General features: G+C 69.4%; 13 protein-coding genes. 4 read left to right on the top strand and 9 right to left on the bottom strand.

Going from position 1 to position 15,871, the window contains the following annotated elements:
• Nucleotides 1-9: 9 nt before the first annotated feature.
• Entirely contained in the window at nucleotides 10-2,337 is a 2,328-nt protein-coding gene (locus ACTFTM_RS20435; protein ID WP_449562081.1) for a CHAT domain-containing protein, read from the top strand.
• On the opposite strand, the gene ACTFTM_RS20430 is transcribed toward ACTFTM_RS20435, so the two are convergent.
• Both ACTFTM_RS20430 and ACTFTM_RS20425 read right to left on the bottom strand, forming a co-directional pair.
• Nucleotides 2,325-3,839, bottom strand: coding sequence for a CATRA conflict system CASPASE/TPR repeat-associated protein (locus tag ACTFTM_RS20430; RefSeq protein WP_449562080.1), 1,515 nt, complete (start codon nucleotides 3,837-3,839; stop codon nucleotides 2,325-2,327). The genes ACTFTM_RS20435 and ACTFTM_RS20430 overlap by 13 nt on opposite strands.
• Nucleotides 3,836-4,117, bottom strand: a complete 282-nt coding sequence (locus ACTFTM_RS20425; protein WP_449562079.1) for a hypothetical protein — start codon at nucleotides 4,115-4,117, stop codon at nucleotides 3,836-3,838. The genes ACTFTM_RS20430 and ACTFTM_RS20425 overlap by 4 nt, the downstream gene beginning before the upstream one ends.
• 122 nt (nucleotides 4,118-4,239) lie before the next feature.
• Between ACTFTM_RS20425 and ACTFTM_RS20420 the strand changes: the two genes are divergently transcribed.
• Entirely contained in the window at nucleotides 4,240-5,814 is a 1,575-nt protein-coding gene (locus ACTFTM_RS20420) for a hypothetical protein (protein ID WP_449562078.1), read from the top strand.
• A gap of 97 nt (nucleotides 5,815-5,911) precedes the next feature.
• On the opposite strand, the gene ACTFTM_RS20415 is transcribed toward ACTFTM_RS20420, so the two are convergent.
• The 7 genes from ACTFTM_RS20415 to ACTFTM_RS20385 form a co-directional block, all read right to left on the bottom strand.
• A complete protein-coding gene (locus ACTFTM_RS20415) occupies nucleotides 5,912-7,129 on the bottom strand; it encodes an iron-containing alcohol dehydrogenase (protein ID WP_449562077.1) in 1,218 nt (405 codons plus the stop codon).
• Between the two features lie 63 nt (nucleotides 7,130-7,192).
• Nucleotides 7,193-8,653 carry an NAD-dependent succinate-semialdehyde dehydrogenase gene (locus tag ACTFTM_RS20410; protein WP_449562076.1) on the bottom strand — a complete coding sequence of 487 codons (1,461 nt, stop codon included), beginning with the start codon at nucleotides 8,651-8,653 and terminating at the stop codon, nucleotides 7,193-7,195.
• A gap of 127 nt (nucleotides 8,654-8,780) precedes the next feature.
• Nucleotides 8,781-9,857 carry an ABC transporter ATP-binding protein gene (locus ACTFTM_RS20405; RefSeq protein WP_449562075.1) on the bottom strand — a complete coding sequence of 359 codons (1,077 nt, stop codon included), beginning with the start codon at nucleotides 9,855-9,857 and terminating at the stop codon, nucleotides 8,781-8,783.
• Nucleotides 9,857-10,924: an ABC transporter ATP-binding protein gene (locus ACTFTM_RS20400; RefSeq protein WP_449562074.1), complete on the bottom strand. Its 1,068-nt coding sequence runs from the start codon at nucleotides 10,922-10,924 to the stop codon at nucleotides 9,857-9,859. Before ACTFTM_RS20400 ends, ACTFTM_RS20405 begins: the two co-directional genes overlap by 1 nt.
• Complete coding sequence (locus tag ACTFTM_RS20395; RefSeq protein WP_449562073.1) at nucleotides 10,924-11,835, bottom strand: carbohydrate ABC transporter permease; 912 nt, start codon at nucleotides 11,833-11,835, stop codon at nucleotides 10,924-10,926. Before ACTFTM_RS20395 ends, ACTFTM_RS20400 begins: the two co-directional genes overlap by 1 nt.
• The gene (locus ACTFTM_RS20390) at nucleotides 11,835-12,680 is read right to left on the bottom strand and encodes a carbohydrate ABC transporter permease (RefSeq protein WP_449562072.1); all 846 of its coding nucleotides are present in this window, start codon (nucleotides 12,678-12,680) and stop codon (nucleotides 11,835-11,837) included. The genes ACTFTM_RS20395 and ACTFTM_RS20390 overlap by 1 nt, the downstream gene beginning before the upstream one ends.
• A gap of 101 nt (nucleotides 12,681-12,781) precedes the next feature.
• The gene (locus tag ACTFTM_RS20385) at nucleotides 12,782-14,188 is read right to left on the bottom strand and encodes a sugar ABC transporter substrate-binding protein (protein WP_449562071.1); all 1,407 of its coding nucleotides are present in this window, start codon (nucleotides 14,186-14,188) and stop codon (nucleotides 12,782-12,784) included.
• 327 nt (nucleotides 14,189-14,515) lie between these two features.
• Between ACTFTM_RS20385 and ACTFTM_RS20380 the strand changes: the two genes are divergently transcribed.
• Both ACTFTM_RS20380 and ACTFTM_RS20375 read left to right on the top strand, forming a co-directional pair.
• A complete protein-coding gene (locus ACTFTM_RS20380) occupies nucleotides 14,516-15,202 on the top strand; it encodes a GntR family transcriptional regulator (protein WP_449562070.1) in 687 nt (228 codons plus the stop codon).
• Nucleotides 15,203-15,290: 88 nt separating this feature from the next.
• Complete coding sequence (locus tag ACTFTM_RS20375) at nucleotides 15,291-15,860, top strand: DJ-1/PfpI family protein (RefSeq protein WP_355047859.1); 570 nt, start codon at nucleotides 15,291-15,293, stop codon at nucleotides 15,858-15,860.
• Nucleotides 15,861-15,871: the final 11 nt, after the last annotated feature.

Here is a 15,871-nt window from a genome sequence, read left to right as displayed (position 1 = left end):
GATACTCCCGTGACCGTCCTTCCTGGTTCGGTTCTCCGGGCCGTCCGCCGCGATGATCTTCTGCAGTTGGCGAGTGAGGCGGACGTCGCCGTCGGCATCGTGCGCCAGCGCGAGCACCTGCTGCGCGACGAGGAGCGGGAAGCCGGAGTGTTCTCCGTCGCCCTGTCGCACTACCTGGCCGAGACCCGGTCTCCGGAGTGGGCGATCCGCTCGCAGGCCTGCTCCTACGCCGCCAGCCTGCTCAGCTTCTGCCGGCACATCGCCGAACCCCTGGGCGGTGACGACGAACCGGCCGAACTGTTCGCCCGGGCCGCCGCCGAGCTGAGGAGTGACGTCCCGTGGGAGGCGGCCCTCGACCACGATCTGGCGCTGAGCGTGTTCAACACCTACCGGCGGGCCCGGCACCTGCGGATGAACGGCGAATACGAAACGGCGCTCGAATTGGTCTCGGTGCCGCTGAAAAGCCTCTTCAACACCGGTGCGGAACCGCATTGGGGCCTCTATATGTACGAGTACGCCATGTGCCTTCTGCTGTCCGGCAGGGCGGCGGAAGTGCCCGGCTTTCTCGCCGGCAAGTGCGCCGAGTGGGAGGCCGAGGGGCAGCCGGAATGCATCACACGCCATCGGCTCGACTTCGCGGTCGCTCTGGCGCACTGGGCGGTCGGCGAGCATGAGCAGGCCCGGCAACGATTCGCCGACGCTCGTGACGGCTTCCTGCTGGTGACCCGGGCCCGGCCGTCGGCCGACGGCCGCGAGTACACCCGGATCCGGCTCAACGTGGAGGCCGTCGAGATCTACCACCTGTCGCTGGTGCAGAGCCTCGCCGAGTGCAGCGCCATGACCGCGTCCAGCGAGGTGGAGGCCATCGCGGCCCGCGATCTCGGCTGCCTGGCCCTGGAGATCACCGAACGGATCCGGGGCCGGTGGCGGGTCATCGCACGCTCGCAGACACCGCTGTCCACGGTGTTTCGGCGGATCTTCGGTGACATCGCGCTGCTGGCCAACGACCTACCCGGCGGGGCTGGTGCCGAGCTGGGCCTACAGGCCGCCCTGTCGGCCAAGCAGACCGGATTCGCGGCCCGGATCCGGCAGCAGAGCCTGCTGATGAGCCCGCAGCTGCGCGCCCTGCTGCAGGAGATCGCCGAGATTGAGGACCCCCCGGTGGAGAGCCTGGTCGCGACCACGGGCGAATCCACCGAGGAGCGACTCCGGCGGGTCAACGGCTGGATCGCGCAGACCACCTCCACGATGCTGGCCGAGACGGTTCTGCCCGAGCCGGCGGCGGTCGGCGAGATCCGGGAACGGATCGGCGACCGGTGGGCCGTGGACTACGTCGCCCTGCCGAACACCCTGAGCGAACACCGCGATGACTGGTTCCGTTCGGTCCTCCCGCCGGTCGGCGGCCCCGCCGAGTTCGAGCGGTTCCAACCGGGACCGGCATTCCACGCGTTCTTCACCGACGCGACCGATCAGCCAGCCCTCGGAGCAGGCGAGCCGTGGGTGGACCGGCTGCCGGAGATGACCGCCCAGGACGGTCCGGACTGGCGGACACTGGCGCGCGAGCTGCTTCCGGACACGATCACCCGGACGCTGCTCGCAGCGACGGAACGGGCACCGGTGGAACTGCTGATCTCCGCGCACGCCGAACTCAGCCTCCTTCCCTGGGCGGCCCTGTGTATCGACGACCTCGGCACGCGACTCGTCGAACGCGCCGTCCTCACCCAGTGCCCGGTGCTGACCTGTCTGGACTCCACCGCCCCGCCCACGGTCGAGTCCCCAGCCCTGGTCTGTCTGGCACCGGACCTGCGCTTCCTCGCAGCCGAACGCACCGCCTGGCACCTACCGCCGGACTCGCCCGTTCTGCAGCGGTGCGACTGGCCGGACGGGGGTGCGACCACCGTCGACGCCGAGCTGGTCTCGGTGCTGCGCGACCGGGCCTTCGACGGCGGGCTGCTGCACATCGCGTGCCACGGCGACGGCACCGGACTGGAACAGCGCCTGTTCCTGCCGCCGAAGCCGTTGCTGGCGGCGCAGGCACTGAGCCTGGAGTGGCCGCCCTCGGTGCTGATGGCCTCCTGCCGGGTCGGCCGGCTGCACAACCCCGACGACGCTGAGCCGCTGAGCCTGGTGATGGCGATGCTGACCGGCGGCGCCCGATGCGTGGTGGCCGCGATCGACGAGATCAGCGATGCCTGGGCGAGCCGGAACACGGCGAACATGATCAACGCGATCCGGCGCGGTCCGACCCGACTCGACCTGGAGCTGCGCGACCTTCAACTGTCCTCGCTGAACAGCTCGCGCCTTGACTGGGCGCTGCTCAGCGCTTACGTCCGCTGATCCCGCCGCCGCGCCGAGAGCACGGCGGCGCCGCCCATGGCCGCCAGGCCGGCTCCGACGCAGGCGAGCACGCCCCAGGCGCCCAGGAAACGGCCACGGATCAGGTACGAGACGAGTTGCGCTCCGAACCACGAGACGCCACCCGCCGCGGCCACCATCGCCACTCGGTCGAACACCTTGAGCGGCAGATCCCCGGGTGCGTTGCGGGACAGCCGGAACAACACGTTCGGGAGGGCCAGCGCCAGACTGCCCAGCATCACGATCAGGGGCAGGTGTAGGCCCGCTGGGATACCCCGCAGGTCGGGTTCGAGCGCCTGGATCGCGGCCAGCACCATCAGGATCGCCCCGATCAGCGAAGCTTGGACGACGCCGATCCGCTGCTCGTTCAGGCTCAGGCCCCGCTGCACCACGATCGCTGTCGAGGCGGCCACCCGGTCGGCGTTACCAGTGGAGTCCTGCGCCAACCGGACGTCGTGCGCCACCCGTTCACGGATCTGCTCCGCCATCGTCAGGTCGCCGGCGACCGGGCCGGCGCCCTCGGCGCGGACCGGGACGTTGGCCCGTATGTTCGTCTCGGCCGCGGTGACATCGTGCCCGATCCGCTGCAGCCGGGACACCTTGTCGGCCAGACCGCCGGCGCGGATCCGGATGTCCTGAAGCTTTGCCTCGGCCGTCGTAAGCTGCGGCGACAGAGCCGTCACCGTGCTGTGCAGCGCGAACAGGTCGGTCGCCGCCCGGTCGGTTGCCGACCTGAGACTGTCCAGCTCCGGCGCGAGGATCCGATGGGCCCGATCCAAGTACCGCAGTTTCGCCGCGTCGAGCAGGTATTTGCTGAGCAGGCCCACCTCTTCTTCGCCGGGGCTCCAGGAGAAGGTGTCGAGGGCGCGCTCACTGTCCTGGTGGGCCAGCAGGACCAGCCGCCGGACCCGGTCGGTCGTCGCCGGCAGCTCCCACAGCATGAAGTCCTGCCGGGTCCGACTCCACTGCTGCGTCCAGTCGTAGTCGAGTTCGTCGGGGAGCCCGTCGGCAACCAGGCGGGCCAGCTCGGGCAGCTCGTCCTCGGACGGTGTGCGGTCGAGGAGAGCCTGATACACGCGCGCGCCACCGAGGTCGTACTCATCGCCGAGGCGGTGGCCCCGCGACCGGCACGAGTCGGGCAACCGGTCGGCGAACTCTCGTTCCAGCTCCGTCCAGGACCGATCGTTCGAGTTCGGGGCGAGGATCGTGGAGATGCAGAGGTCGTCGCCGGTGCTCCAGAGCGCGGCCTCATGGAGTGGGAGTGGCCAACCCGTGCCGGTCCGTGGCCGTTGAGCCCACTGCAGGACGTTCGTCTCGCCGCGCCGCGCGTCGTCCGGCAGCGCCGGACGTTCCGCCGTGCCGGACAGCGTCATCTCCAGTCCGGTCCAGACCGCCGCCCAGCGGCTCACCGCACCGTCCGGGATCGTCCGGCCGGATATCCGCCGGAAGTCGTGCACCAGCAGCGCCGGTCGGATGAGTGTCACGCGCGGTCCGCCTCCCTGCCGTCCGGCCGGCCTTCGGCCGTACGCAGCGCGGTGTCGGTCTTCGCCCGCAGAGCCGCCACCAGATCGCTCACCTCGGCACCACCCGGCACGGCCATCTGCGGGACGGAACGGGCGGTCGGGTCGCGGCGGCTGCCGAGACCGCTCATCGGTACCCGCATACCGTCCTCGAACACGATCAGGAGATCAAGAGCGTCGCTGATCCCGTTGGCGTCCCCGCGGCCGTAGGCAGCGTCGAGGTCGGTCAATGCCGACGTCACCGCAACCCACTTATCCGGGGTGAGTCTCCATCGGTCGACCCTCGGCAGAAGATCGCTCAACGCGGCCAGGTCGATCAGAAGGTGGTCATTCGGCGAGGCTGGTGGCGTCATGTCGCATCCTCGTGGTCGAAGCCGAATACGCGCCCGGCACGGATGGGCCCAAGGCTAGCCAACCGTGTCCAAAGATCGAGAGGGCCGAATCCGATCGGAAAGCCGACAGTGGTGGTCCGGGCGGGGACGCCAGTTGTGATGCGGCGACTACGCTGGTTGATCTGCCATTAGCTGTCATCTGTACGGGTGCGGGAGGTCGAATCCTCATGATGAGCGCCGAGCGAATCCGCGAGCTCTGCCGCCTGATTCGCGAAAAGAAAGCCGAAGTTACTGATGACCTGCTTTCGGAGATCGAAGATGATGTGACCGAATATCGCACCCATCTGACCGGTGAGCAGACCCGGACACCCCCGGAGAAGATCGGCGAAGTGCTCCCGCTGATGGGTTGGCTGCTGCTGGAGGTCTCCCTCGCCCGGTTGTGGGGCGTGCCGGCGGACTGGGAGAACCTGCCGGCCGAGAAGCGGTCGGAGGTGGACCACGCGGTGCAGCAGATCCAGCGGGCCACCAACGCCGCACGCCGACTGCCGTGGCCGCACTACGCGGTGCGCGCCCTGGGCGCCATCCGCTGCGCGGCGCTGGTCGCGTCCAAGCGGGACACCGAGACGGGGTACGACGACGCGTGGATCCTGCACCAGGAGGCCCGCCTCAAGCACCAGAGCTTCGCCGACACCCACGGCTCGGCCGGTGCCGATCGCTACCTCCGCGACCTCGACGAGATCCTGCTGCAACTCGCGCTCGCCGAGACCGGTACCAGCTGCCGCACCGCCGAACGTGTCGTCGGCCGGTGGATCGAGGGCAAGGAACAGGATCGCGACCGGCCCTGGACCGAGGCGGACGGGCCGCGATGGACAAGCCAGATGTTCCGCCGTCTGTCCGACGCCGCCGACCTCGGCGACCGGGCTCTGCGGGCCGCGGAAGAGGTCGAAGAGCGTTGGGGCTTCACCCATCACGTGGACGAGGAGCGGATGGCCCTGCCGACCAGCTACCGCCTTCCGGCGATCATGACCGGTCGCGCTCTGCTGCTGATGTACACCCTGAGTCCCGCGATGGAACACCTCGGCCTGTTCCCCACTGGCGGCGCCATGACCTGGTCCGAGGCCCGACGGTCCTACCTGGAGCGTTTCCGGACGGTGTACGGCTACATCGAGCGCGAGGCCCGGCGGGAGAACGGCGACCATTGGCATCTGCTGCTGGAGCACGAGCGGGCGGTCGTGCAGCTGCGGCTGCACCTGGCCCTGATCGCGCCCGGGACGACCCTGTCCTCCGGCCTGCACTTCGATCCCTGCGTCGAGCTGGAGGTCCTCGACGGTGCGGCGGTCGACGCGCTTTCTGGATGGCTCGCCAGCCAGGGCAAGACACCCGACCAGATCCGCGGCGACGCGAACCTGATCGGTTGCGGCACCAAACCGGACTTCATCGCCTCGGTCGAGCAGCTGCGACGGAAGGCCGGCGCCGAGACCGACTACCGCAGCTGGCGGCGCCGCTGGCAGATCCTCGACCGGTACCGCGACGAGGAGGGACGCGCCGACCGGGTCGAACGCGCCTTCCAGGAGGCCGACGGAGCCTTCCAGAAGCCGTTGATCTGACCATGTCGATCGACCGCGTCGGGTCCGCCACCGACGTGTTCCGACCGGGCACGGCATGATCGGTCGGACGATCATTCGGGAGCATCTCCGCTCGGGGTCAGGACATTCGTGTCCGGTTCCCGGTCCAGGCCGCGTCGAGGATCGCGGTCAGGCTGGCGGTGTCGGTCGGGCCCGGATGGTTCTGGATCAGCCGGGTGACGCCACTGGCCATTTCCGCGAAGCGCGGGAGGTCGGCGCGTGCCACGCCGATGTCCGCCAGGGTGCGTGGGATGCCGATGTCGACGAGAAGCCCGTCGAGCCAGGCGAGGAACGCGTCCGCGGCCTCAACGTCCGAGGCGTCGGTCACGTCGAGCCCGCACACCCGGGCGAGGATGGCCAACCGGTCGCTGATGGCATCCCGGGCCGCGTCCAGCGCGTAGGGCAGGAGCAGGCCGACGCCCAGGCCGTGCGGGGTGTGCGTGGCCGCGCCGATGGGGTACTGGAGGGCGTGCGGGGCCGCGTTGCCCGCATGGGAGAAGGCGAGCCCGGCGAGCATGGACCCGTACGACATGTCCGCCCGCGCGTCCGTGTCGCCTCCGTTCAGGACCGCACGACGCAGGCTACGGGCGATCCGCTCCGCGGCCCGGAGCGCGTAGTGGTCGGTGATCGGGTTGCGGCCGAGGAACACCTGCTCGACCGGGTCGCGCGGTCCGTGGGGCCGGGGTCGCGCGGTGTAGCTCTCCACCGCGTGGCAGAACGCGTCGATGCCGGAGTGGGCGGTGACGGTCGCCGGGCAGGTGTAGGTGAGTTCGGGGTCCACGATGGCGAAGTCGGGCACGATGTGGACGCTGGAGACCCCCACCTTCAACTCGCGGTCCGGGTCGGTCAACACCGAGACGGGAGTGAGTTCGGAGCCGGTGCCGGACGTCGTCGGGACCGCGACGAGGGGAAGCGTCGGCCCCGGCACCTTCGACTCGCCGTAGAAGTCGCGCGGCGTCCCACCGTGGCGTCGGATGACGCCGACGATCTTGGCGAGGTCGATCACCGTGCCACCCCCGATGGCGAGGATCACGTCGGCGTCCACCTCGGCGGCGACCGAGACGGCCAGCGCGACATCGGCGAGTGGCACGTCCGATCTCGCGTCCGAGAACACCTCGACGGCCTCGACCCTCTCCCGCACCGCGGCCACGATCTCGGCCACGCCCGGCTGGCCCAGGAGAACCTGGTCGGTCACCACGAGGACCCGCGAGCCACTCTCGGCCACCACCCGCGGGATGTTCTGCGCGACCCCCTCGCCCACTATCAGCTGGCGTGGTCCGCGGACGGTCTCAAGCATGTCGGTGCCTCTCTCGATCGTCGGCGGCGGTGTGCCGGGTGCAAGCTCGGGGCGGCAGAACGGTCACGGCAGGTCGATCGCCGCGTAGGTGAGGTCGAGGTACTCGAGGATGCCCTCGTGCGACCCCTCCTTGCCGATGCCGGACTGCTTCACGCCCCCGAACGGAGCTGACGGGTCCGAGATCAGACCACGGTTGATACCGACCATCCCTGTCTCCAGCCCCTCGGCGAACCGGAGCGCCCGTTGCAGGTCACGGGTGAAGACGTAGCCGACCAGGCCGTGCTCGGTGTCGTTGGCCTTCGCCAGCACCTCGTCGTCGGACGTGAACGAGATGATCGGCGCGACCGGGCCGAAGATCTCCGCCTTCAGCATCCGCGCGTCGTCGGGCACGTCGACGAGGACCGTGGGCGGGTAGAAGTGGCCCGGCCCGTCCGGGCGCTTACCGCCCACCAGGACCCGGGCGCCCCGATCGACCGCGTCGGCGACGAGCTCGTCGATCGTCGTGACCGAGACGTCGTCGATCAACGCCCCGACGTCCACGCCGTCGTCGAGACCATGACCCACCGACAGCGCGCCCATCCGCTCGGCGAAGCGCGCCGTGAACTCCTCGCGGACCGGCTCCTCGACGTAGATCCGGTTGGCCGCGATGCAGGACTCTCCGATGTTGCGCATCTTGGCCACCATGGCGCCGTCGACGGCGACGTCCAGGTCGGCGTCCGCACACACGATCAGGGCCGCGTTGCCGCCCAGTTCCATCGAGGTACGCAGGACGTTGTCCGCGGCCTGCCGGAGCAGCACGCGCCCGACCTCGGTCGACCCGGTGAACGACAGCTTGCGGGTCCGGTCGTCGGCCAGCAGCGCGGAGACCACCGCGCCGGAACGCTTGGTGGTCACCACGTTGACGACGCCCGGGGGTACACCCACCTCCTCCATGAGGCGGGCGAGGAACAGCATGGTGAGTGGCGTCTGGGCCGCGGGCTTGGTGATCGTCGTACAGCCCGCGGCCAGCGCAGGAGCGATCTTGCGGGCGCCCATGGCCAGCGGGAAGTTCCAGGGCGTCACGAAGACACACGGTCCGACCGGCTTCGGCACGGTGAGGATGCGATAACCGCCTGCGGGGGCGGCGCTGTACCGACCCTCGACGCGTACCGCCTCCTCGGCGAACCACCGGAAGAACTCGGCGCCGTAGGCCACCTCCGCCCGAGCCTCGGCGAGCGGCTTGCCCATTTCGAGCGTGATCAGCCGGGCGACGTCCTCGGACCGCTCGGTCAGTGCCCGGTACGTCGCGGTCAACAACTCCGACCGCTTCCGCGGCGGGGTCGCCGCCCACGCCGGCATCGCCGTGCTCGCCGCGTCCAGGGCGGCGAGCCCGTCGACGACGTCGGCGTCCGCCACCTCGGCGATGGTCGTGCCGGTGGCGGGGTCCTCGACGGCGAAGGTGCCTCCGCTCGCGGCGTCGCGCCAGGCGTCGCCGATGCGGAGCCGCCGGTGCTCGGGGGCCAGGACGGTCATCGGGTCACTCATTGCGTCGCCTCCTGTGATCTTCGTGGTGCTGTGCGGAGTGCCCCAGCGGTCGCGCGGTGCGCGCGGACGGACGGGTCACCCGCCCTCGTCCGGGCGGGGGCGGTGGTGTCCCGGTCTGCCGGCGCGGTTACCGCCCCGCCTCGGACAGCGACAGCCCGGTGTCCGCGTCGAACAGGTGCGCCCGGTCCAGGTCGACCGTGACGGACAGCCGCTCGCCCGGCGTACCGGTGATTGTGGGTCGGGCCTTGACCTTGAGGATCTCGGTCCCCACCCGCACGTCGACCACCGTGCGGTCACCGAGCGGCTCCAGCCCGTACAGCTCTCCCGCCAACGACGCGTCCCCGCGCTGCTCGACGGACAGGTCCTCGGCGCGTACGCCGAGCAGCAGCGCACGACCGTCCTCGGCCGTGGTCCAGCGGGGGCGCGGCAGCGTCCAGCCGTCCGCGCCGACCAGACGGTCCCCTTCGGCGCGGCAGGCGAGCAGGCTGATCGGTGGGCTCCCGACGAACCCCGCCACCCACTGGTTGGCGGGACGCTCGTACACCTCGGTCGGCGTTCCGACCTGCTGCACCTTCCCCTCCTTGAGGACCGCGACCTGGTCGGCCATGGACAGGGCCTCGACCTGGTCGTTCGTCACGTAGACGAAGGTCGCGCCGAGGCTCCGGTGGATGCGGGTGAGTTCGGTGCGCATCTCGACGCGGAGCTTGAGGTCGAGGTTCGTCAGCGGTTCGTCCATGAGGAACGCCCGCGGGCTGCGGACCAGCGCCCGGGCCAGGGCGACACGCTGCATCTCACCGCCCGACAACTGCGCGGGACGACGCTGCAGCAGACGTTCGATGTGCAGCAGTTTCGACATCTGCTCGACGGCGGCGGCGATCTCGCCGGGCGAACGGCGGCGTGCCCGCAGCGGTGAGGCGATGTTCTCGTACGCCGTGTGTCGCGGGTAGAGGGCGTAGTTCTGGAAGACCATGGCCAGGTCGCGCGCGGCCGGCGCGTCACCGGTCGCGTCCCGCCCGTCCAGGTGCACCGACCCCGCGTCGAGCTTCTCCAGGCCGGCGATCGCCCGCAGGGTCGTCGTCTTACCCGCCCCGGAAGGACCGAGCACGACGAAGAACGAGCCGTCCGGCACGTCCAGCGTCACCCCGTCCAGGGCCTGGACCTTGCCGAAGGACTTGCGCAGCCCGTGCGCTGCCACGGTTCCCATCAGGCCACCAGCTCTTCCGTGCTCACGTCGTAGACCGCCGGGGTTCCGCCGGTGTGCCGCAGCCCGACCTTCGCGTCAGCGGCGAAGCGAACGGTCGGAGGCATCCGAACCCGTACGTCGCGTTGGCCGCCGTGGTCGACCACGTAGATGATCTCGTCGCCCAGCCATTCGGCCGAGACCACGCGGGCCGGGATCGAATCCTCCGCACCCGGCGCGGTGACCTCCAGCGCCTCCGGCCGGACCCCGGCGACCAGGCGACTGTCGCGCGGCAGGCCGGGCGGTGGCGTGAGGACCAGCCCGCCCTGACTGTGCAGCATGCCGTCGACCACCTCCACGTCGATCAGGTTCATGGGTGGTGAGCCGATGAACGCGGCGCAGAAGAGACTCGCCGGGCGGTCGTAGACCTCCAGCGGCGTGCCGATCTGCTCCACGCGGCCCTTGTTGAGGATGGCGATCCGGTGACCGAGTGACATCGCCTCGACCTGGTCGTGGGTGACGTAGACCATCGTCGCCCCCAGCTCCCCCTGCAGGTGCTTGATCTCCGTACGCATGTCCGCCCGCAGCTCGGCGTCCAGATTGGTGAGCGGCTCGTCCATGAGGAACGCGCGCGGTCGTCGCACCAGGGCACGGGCGAGCGCGACGCGCTGCTGCTCCCCACCGGAGAGCTGGCGCGGTCGCCGGTCCAGAAGCGGACCGAGCCGCATCAGCCGGGCGGCCTCCTCGACCCGCGTGTGCACCTCCTGCTTGGGCAGCCCCTCGGCGCGCAGGGGGAACGCCAGGTTGTCGCGGGTTCGCAGGTGCGGGTAGAGGGCGTAGAACTGGAACACCATGGCGATGTCGCGCTCGGCGGGCGGCAGGTCGTTGACCAGCGTGTCGCCGATGCGGATGTCACCGGACGTCTGCCGCTCCAGGCCGGCGATGGCCCGCAGCGTGGTCGTCTTGCCGCAGCCCGAGGGGCCGAGCATCACGAACAGCTCGCCGTGGCCGATGGACAGGTCGACCTGATCGACCGCGACCGTGCCGTCCGGGTAACGCTTGTGCAGCGCCGTCACCTCGATGCCCGCCATCAGCGTCGCACCGCCCCGAGCGTCACACCGGCGATGAGGTGCTTGCGTACCAGGTAGGCGAAGACGAGCACCGGTAGGGCGAACACCACGGAGGCGGCGGCCACGAGACCCCAGTCGGTGGTGGTGCCGCCGATCAGGCCGGCGATGGCGGGTGGGGCCGTCCGGACGCTGTCGCTGGACGTGAGGAAGATGGCGAACACGAACTCGTTCCACGAGAAGATGAGCGCGAAGACCGCCGTCGCGGCGATGCCGGGTAGGAGCTGGGGAAGCGTGTATCGCCAGAACGCCTGTAGCCGGGTGTAGCCGTCGAGCATGGCGGCGTCCTCGTACTCCGCGGGCACCTCGTCGACGAAGCCCTTCATCATCCAGATCGTGAACGGCACGTTGAACGCGGCGTAGATGAGGATCAGGCCGATCTTGTTGTCGATGAGTCCGACCTGGCGGTACATGAGGAAGATCGGGATCACCACCACCACGGGCGGCATGAAGCGGGTCGACAGGATGAAGAACAGTTGGTCCTTCTTGGCCTTCACGGCGAAGCGTGAGTAGGCCCAGGCCGCCGGGACTCCCAGCACGGTGGCCAGCACCGTGGAGGCGCCGGCGACCACGAAGGAGTTGAGGAAGCTGACGGACACGGGCGTACGGCCGTCGCCCTGAGCGACGAACACGTCCTTGTAGTGCTGCAACGTGACGGCGAAGTCGAAGAACTTGGCCGGGATGGCGTAGACGTCCCGGTTCTCCTTGATCGACGTCTCGATCATCCACAGCACGGGAAAGAGCATCACGGCGGCCAGCACGGTCAGCAGCACGACCTCCACCGCGGAGCGGCCCCGACCGCCGGGGCGGCGCGCGGGAGGTGTGTGGTCCCCGGCCGGACCGGTGGACACGGCCTCGTCGACGGAGACGGCCATCAGTCCTCCTTGAGCTTGTTCAGATAACGCAGGTAGAGCTGCGTGAGGACGATGACGACGAGGACCATGAGGATCCCGTACGCCGACGCGGTTCCGGTGTTGAAGCCCAGGAACGCGACCTTGTAGATGTGGAACGACAACGTCTCGGTGGAGACCCCCGGGCCTCCGTTGGTGAGGATGTAGACGAGGTCGAACAGCCGGAACGCCTCGATGGCCCGGAACATCACCGCGATGAGCAGCAGCGGCCACACCAGCGGCAGGGTGATGGTGCGGAACTTGAACCATTCGGACGCGCGGTCGATCGAGGCCGCCTCGTAGAGGTACTTGGGTACCGCGCTGAGGCCCGCGAGCGCGATGAGCATGATGAACGGCGTCCACTGCCAGGTGTCGACCACGATCAGGGAGAGCAGGGCCGTGCGCTGCCGGGTGAGCCACTCCACCTGCCCGAGGCCGACCGAGCCGAGCATGCTGTTGACCACGCCGAACTGCGCGTCGAGCATGAAGCGCCAGAACAACCCGACCACGACCGGCGACAGCATCATCGGGACCAGGAACAGGGTGGTCAGTGCTCCCCGCCCACGTGTGCGCCGGGAGATCAGGTAGGCGATGCCGAAGCCGAGCACGGTCTGCAGGGTGACCGCGCCGATCACGTAGACCACCGTCGTCAGGGCCCTCGTGTGGACCTGCGCCGACGTCAGGATGGCGGTGTAGTTGCCGAACCCGACGAAGTCGGCAGGCCCCCCGCGGGTGGCCGAGTAGTCGGTAAAGGACAGGTACAACGCCCACAGCAACGGGAACACCGACATGGCGAGCAACAGCAGGAGCGCGGGGGAGATGAAGGCCACGGCGAGCCCACGGTCGCTCAGCCGGCGGGACCGGCCCGGTGCAGGTGGCGTCGCGGACGCCACCTGCCCGGGACGGTCGGTCGTCAGAGGGGCGGCGTCGCTCACAGTCCGCCGCCGCCCTTACGGTTGCTCGAGTCGAGCACGCTCTGCTGCTCCTTGGCGATGTCGTCGAGCGCGTCCTTCGGATTTTTCGCACCGTTGAGGGCCGCGTTCACGTTGGTGTTCTCGATGTCGACGAGGCGGGCGTACTCGGGCACGTTCCACATGTCCCGCATGCGCGGCACCGAGTCGGCGTACACCTTGTTGAACGGGCCGGCGTTGAGGAACTCGGGTGACTGGATCGCGTCCGTACGCGATGGCACGCCACCGGCGGCAGCCCACTTCTTCTGGATGTCAGCCCGCTCGAACCACTTCATGAAGTTCAGGGCTTCCGCCTGGTTCGCCGCGCCGGAGTAGGCCGACACGTGCATCCCCATCCCGCCGAGCGGGACCAGGTTCGTCTTCTGGGTCGGCAGGGTGGCGAAGCCCAGCTTGTCGAGGATCTTCTCCCGCGTGGGGCCGAGCGTCGACTGCTTCGGGTCGAGGAGGCCGCCGCTCGCCGCGATCCAGTTGAACGCGATGCACGCCTTGCCCTGGGCGACGGCCGCGTTCACCTCGTCGATGAACCAGTTGCCGGAGCCCTTGGCGGTCAGCGGCTTCATCTTGTTGACCAGGACGTCCATCGCCTCCTGGCCGGCCGCGTCGTTGAGGACGCCCTGGATCTTGCGCGCCTTGGCGTCCCAGAGGTTGCCGCCGTAGACGCCGTTGACCGTGTTGTAGGTGACGGCCGCCGCGTCGGAGCCGTTGGCCTGGTGGAACGCCAGCCCGCTCACGCCCGGGTTGTCCGCCTGGCACTTCGTGGCGGCCGCGATCATCTCGTCCCAGGTCTGCGGCGGCTTGTCGCCGATCAGGTCCTTGCGGTAGATCATCGTCCAGGTGTCGCCGAGCAGCGGCAGTCCGTACAGGCTGGCGTTCTCGTCGCGCTTGCCGGTCTCCGCCTGGGGGAACTGGCCGTAGGCCGCCAGGAGGTACGGGTCGTAGGCCTGGACCTCGATGTTGTTCTTGACGAAGTCGGTGAGGTCGAGGATGTTGCCGTTCGTCACGGCCTCGCCGATGTGCTGCGAGTCCAGGATCGCGATGTCGAAGTCGGTCTTGCGCGCGGCGAACTGGGTGAACATGGCGTCGTGCCAGTTCGCGTTCGGCACGGTGTTGACCTTGACGGTCGCGTTCGGCCGTTCCTTCTTGTACTCCGCGTTCGCGAAGGCTTCCAGTGCCTGGGCGGGCGGCCAGTCGAACCAGATGAAGCTGAGGGTCAGCGGGTCCTTGCTGAGTTCCGGGACGGCCGCCGGCGCCTTGGGGGCGCTCGCCTTCGCGTCGTCGTCCTTGTCGCCGCCGCACGCCGCCAGGGTCGTGGCCACCAGCAGCATGGCCGCCGTCGCCAGCCGTACCTTCCGACCGGGAGCGGGCATTCGTCCTATTCGCTTCTGATCGCGCATGTTATGCCTGCTTTCTGGATGGGAACTTCTAGAACCTCGCTATGTGCTTCGCCGAGCGGTTGCCGGGTTGGTGGGCGTGGCGCCGGGCCGTCGTGGGGGCCGGCGTCGGAGGTGCGCCGCGAGGTGGAGAATGAAGATCATCCGCCACATTTCCTATACGATCTGGTGGGGGCGTCAGCATGCCGCAGCGTTGTGACTGATGTCAACAGGTCGCAAAGGCGCAGGAAGGGACCTCACGTCACGATGGACGACGAAGCGATGATCGCGCGGGGCCGGAAGGCCGTGACGGGAGGAACGCCGGTGGGAAGATCGGTCGGCCGGCTCGCCGACGAGGTGTACGACACGCTGCTCGGACAGTTGATGTCGCTACGGATCGAGCCCGGCTCCCGCGTCACGATCGACGTCCTCGCGCGAGAGCTGGGAGTCTCGCAGACGCCCATTAGGGACGCCCTGAACCGGATGGAGGCCGAGGGGCTGGTCGTGCGTGTGCCCCACGCCGGCTACCGCATTCCTCCCCAGATAACCCGCCACCGATTCGAGGACATGCTCGAGGTCCGCCTGCTGCTCGAACCGGCGGCGGCGCGCAGGTCCGCCGAACGCGCCTCGGTGGAGCAGGTGGCCGGACTGCGGCGGATGCTGGAGGAGATGGCGGAGCTGGAGGGCGGCAAGGGATCCGCCGCCTACGGCGCCTTCGGGCTGCGCGACGCCGCGTTTCACGACCTGGTCGCCCTGAGCGCGGAGAACCAGGTGATCCGCGAGGCGCTCGCCCGCCTGCACAGTCACGTGCACCTGTTCCGGCTGCACCACGACGCCCAGGTCACCCACCTGGCCATGGCCGAGCACGAGGACGTCGTGGCCGCGATCGCCGCGCGTGACCCCGACGCCGCCGCCTACGCGATGCGCCGGCACATCCTGCGGTCCGGGGAGCGTTTCCGCCGCTTGTTCGAGGAGGTCACGGACTCGGACCCGGTGGCGGTAGAGGCTTGACGGGCGGGCTGGGCCGAGGAATGCTATCGCCACCGGATCGGATCGGATTGGATCTCCACCACCCGCCACCAGATGCGAGGAGAAGCAGGTGCCCAGAGCGCTGCTCCTGACCGGCGACGCCGCCGAGGAACTCGACACCATGTACCCCTACTACCGCGTGCAGGAGGGCGGCTGGGACGTCGACGTCTCGTCACGGACGCTGCGTGACGTGCAGTTGGTCATCCACGAGTTCGACCCCAACTCCGACGCCTATGTGGAGAAGAACGGGCGCAAGCTGCCGGTCGACGTGCCCTGGGCCGAGGTCGACGTCGAGCGCTACGACGCCCTCATCATTCCCGGCGGACGCGCCCCCGAATGGATCCGGGTCGACGCCGACGTCAGGCGCATCACCGAGCACTTCTTCGCGCGCAACCTCCCCATCGCTCTGGTGTGCCACGGCGCGCAGGTGCCGGCGGTGTACGGGCTGCTGAAGGGCCGCAAGACGGCGTGTTTCCCGCCCATCACCGGCGACATGGAGAACGCGGGCGCGACGGTCATCGACGCTCCCGACGTCGTGGACGGCAACCTCGTCTCCTGCCGGGGATGGCCGGACATGCCGCAGTTCGGCAGGGCGATGATGGAGGTCTTCTCGAAGTCCGTCAGCTCCGCCTCAGCATGAACACACCTGGC

It is taken from the genome of Micromonospora sp. RB23, assembly GCF_053585025.1.
The sequence above is the reverse complement of the archived record's forward strand: the minus strand, read 5'-3'. Positions and strand labels throughout refer to the sequence as shown.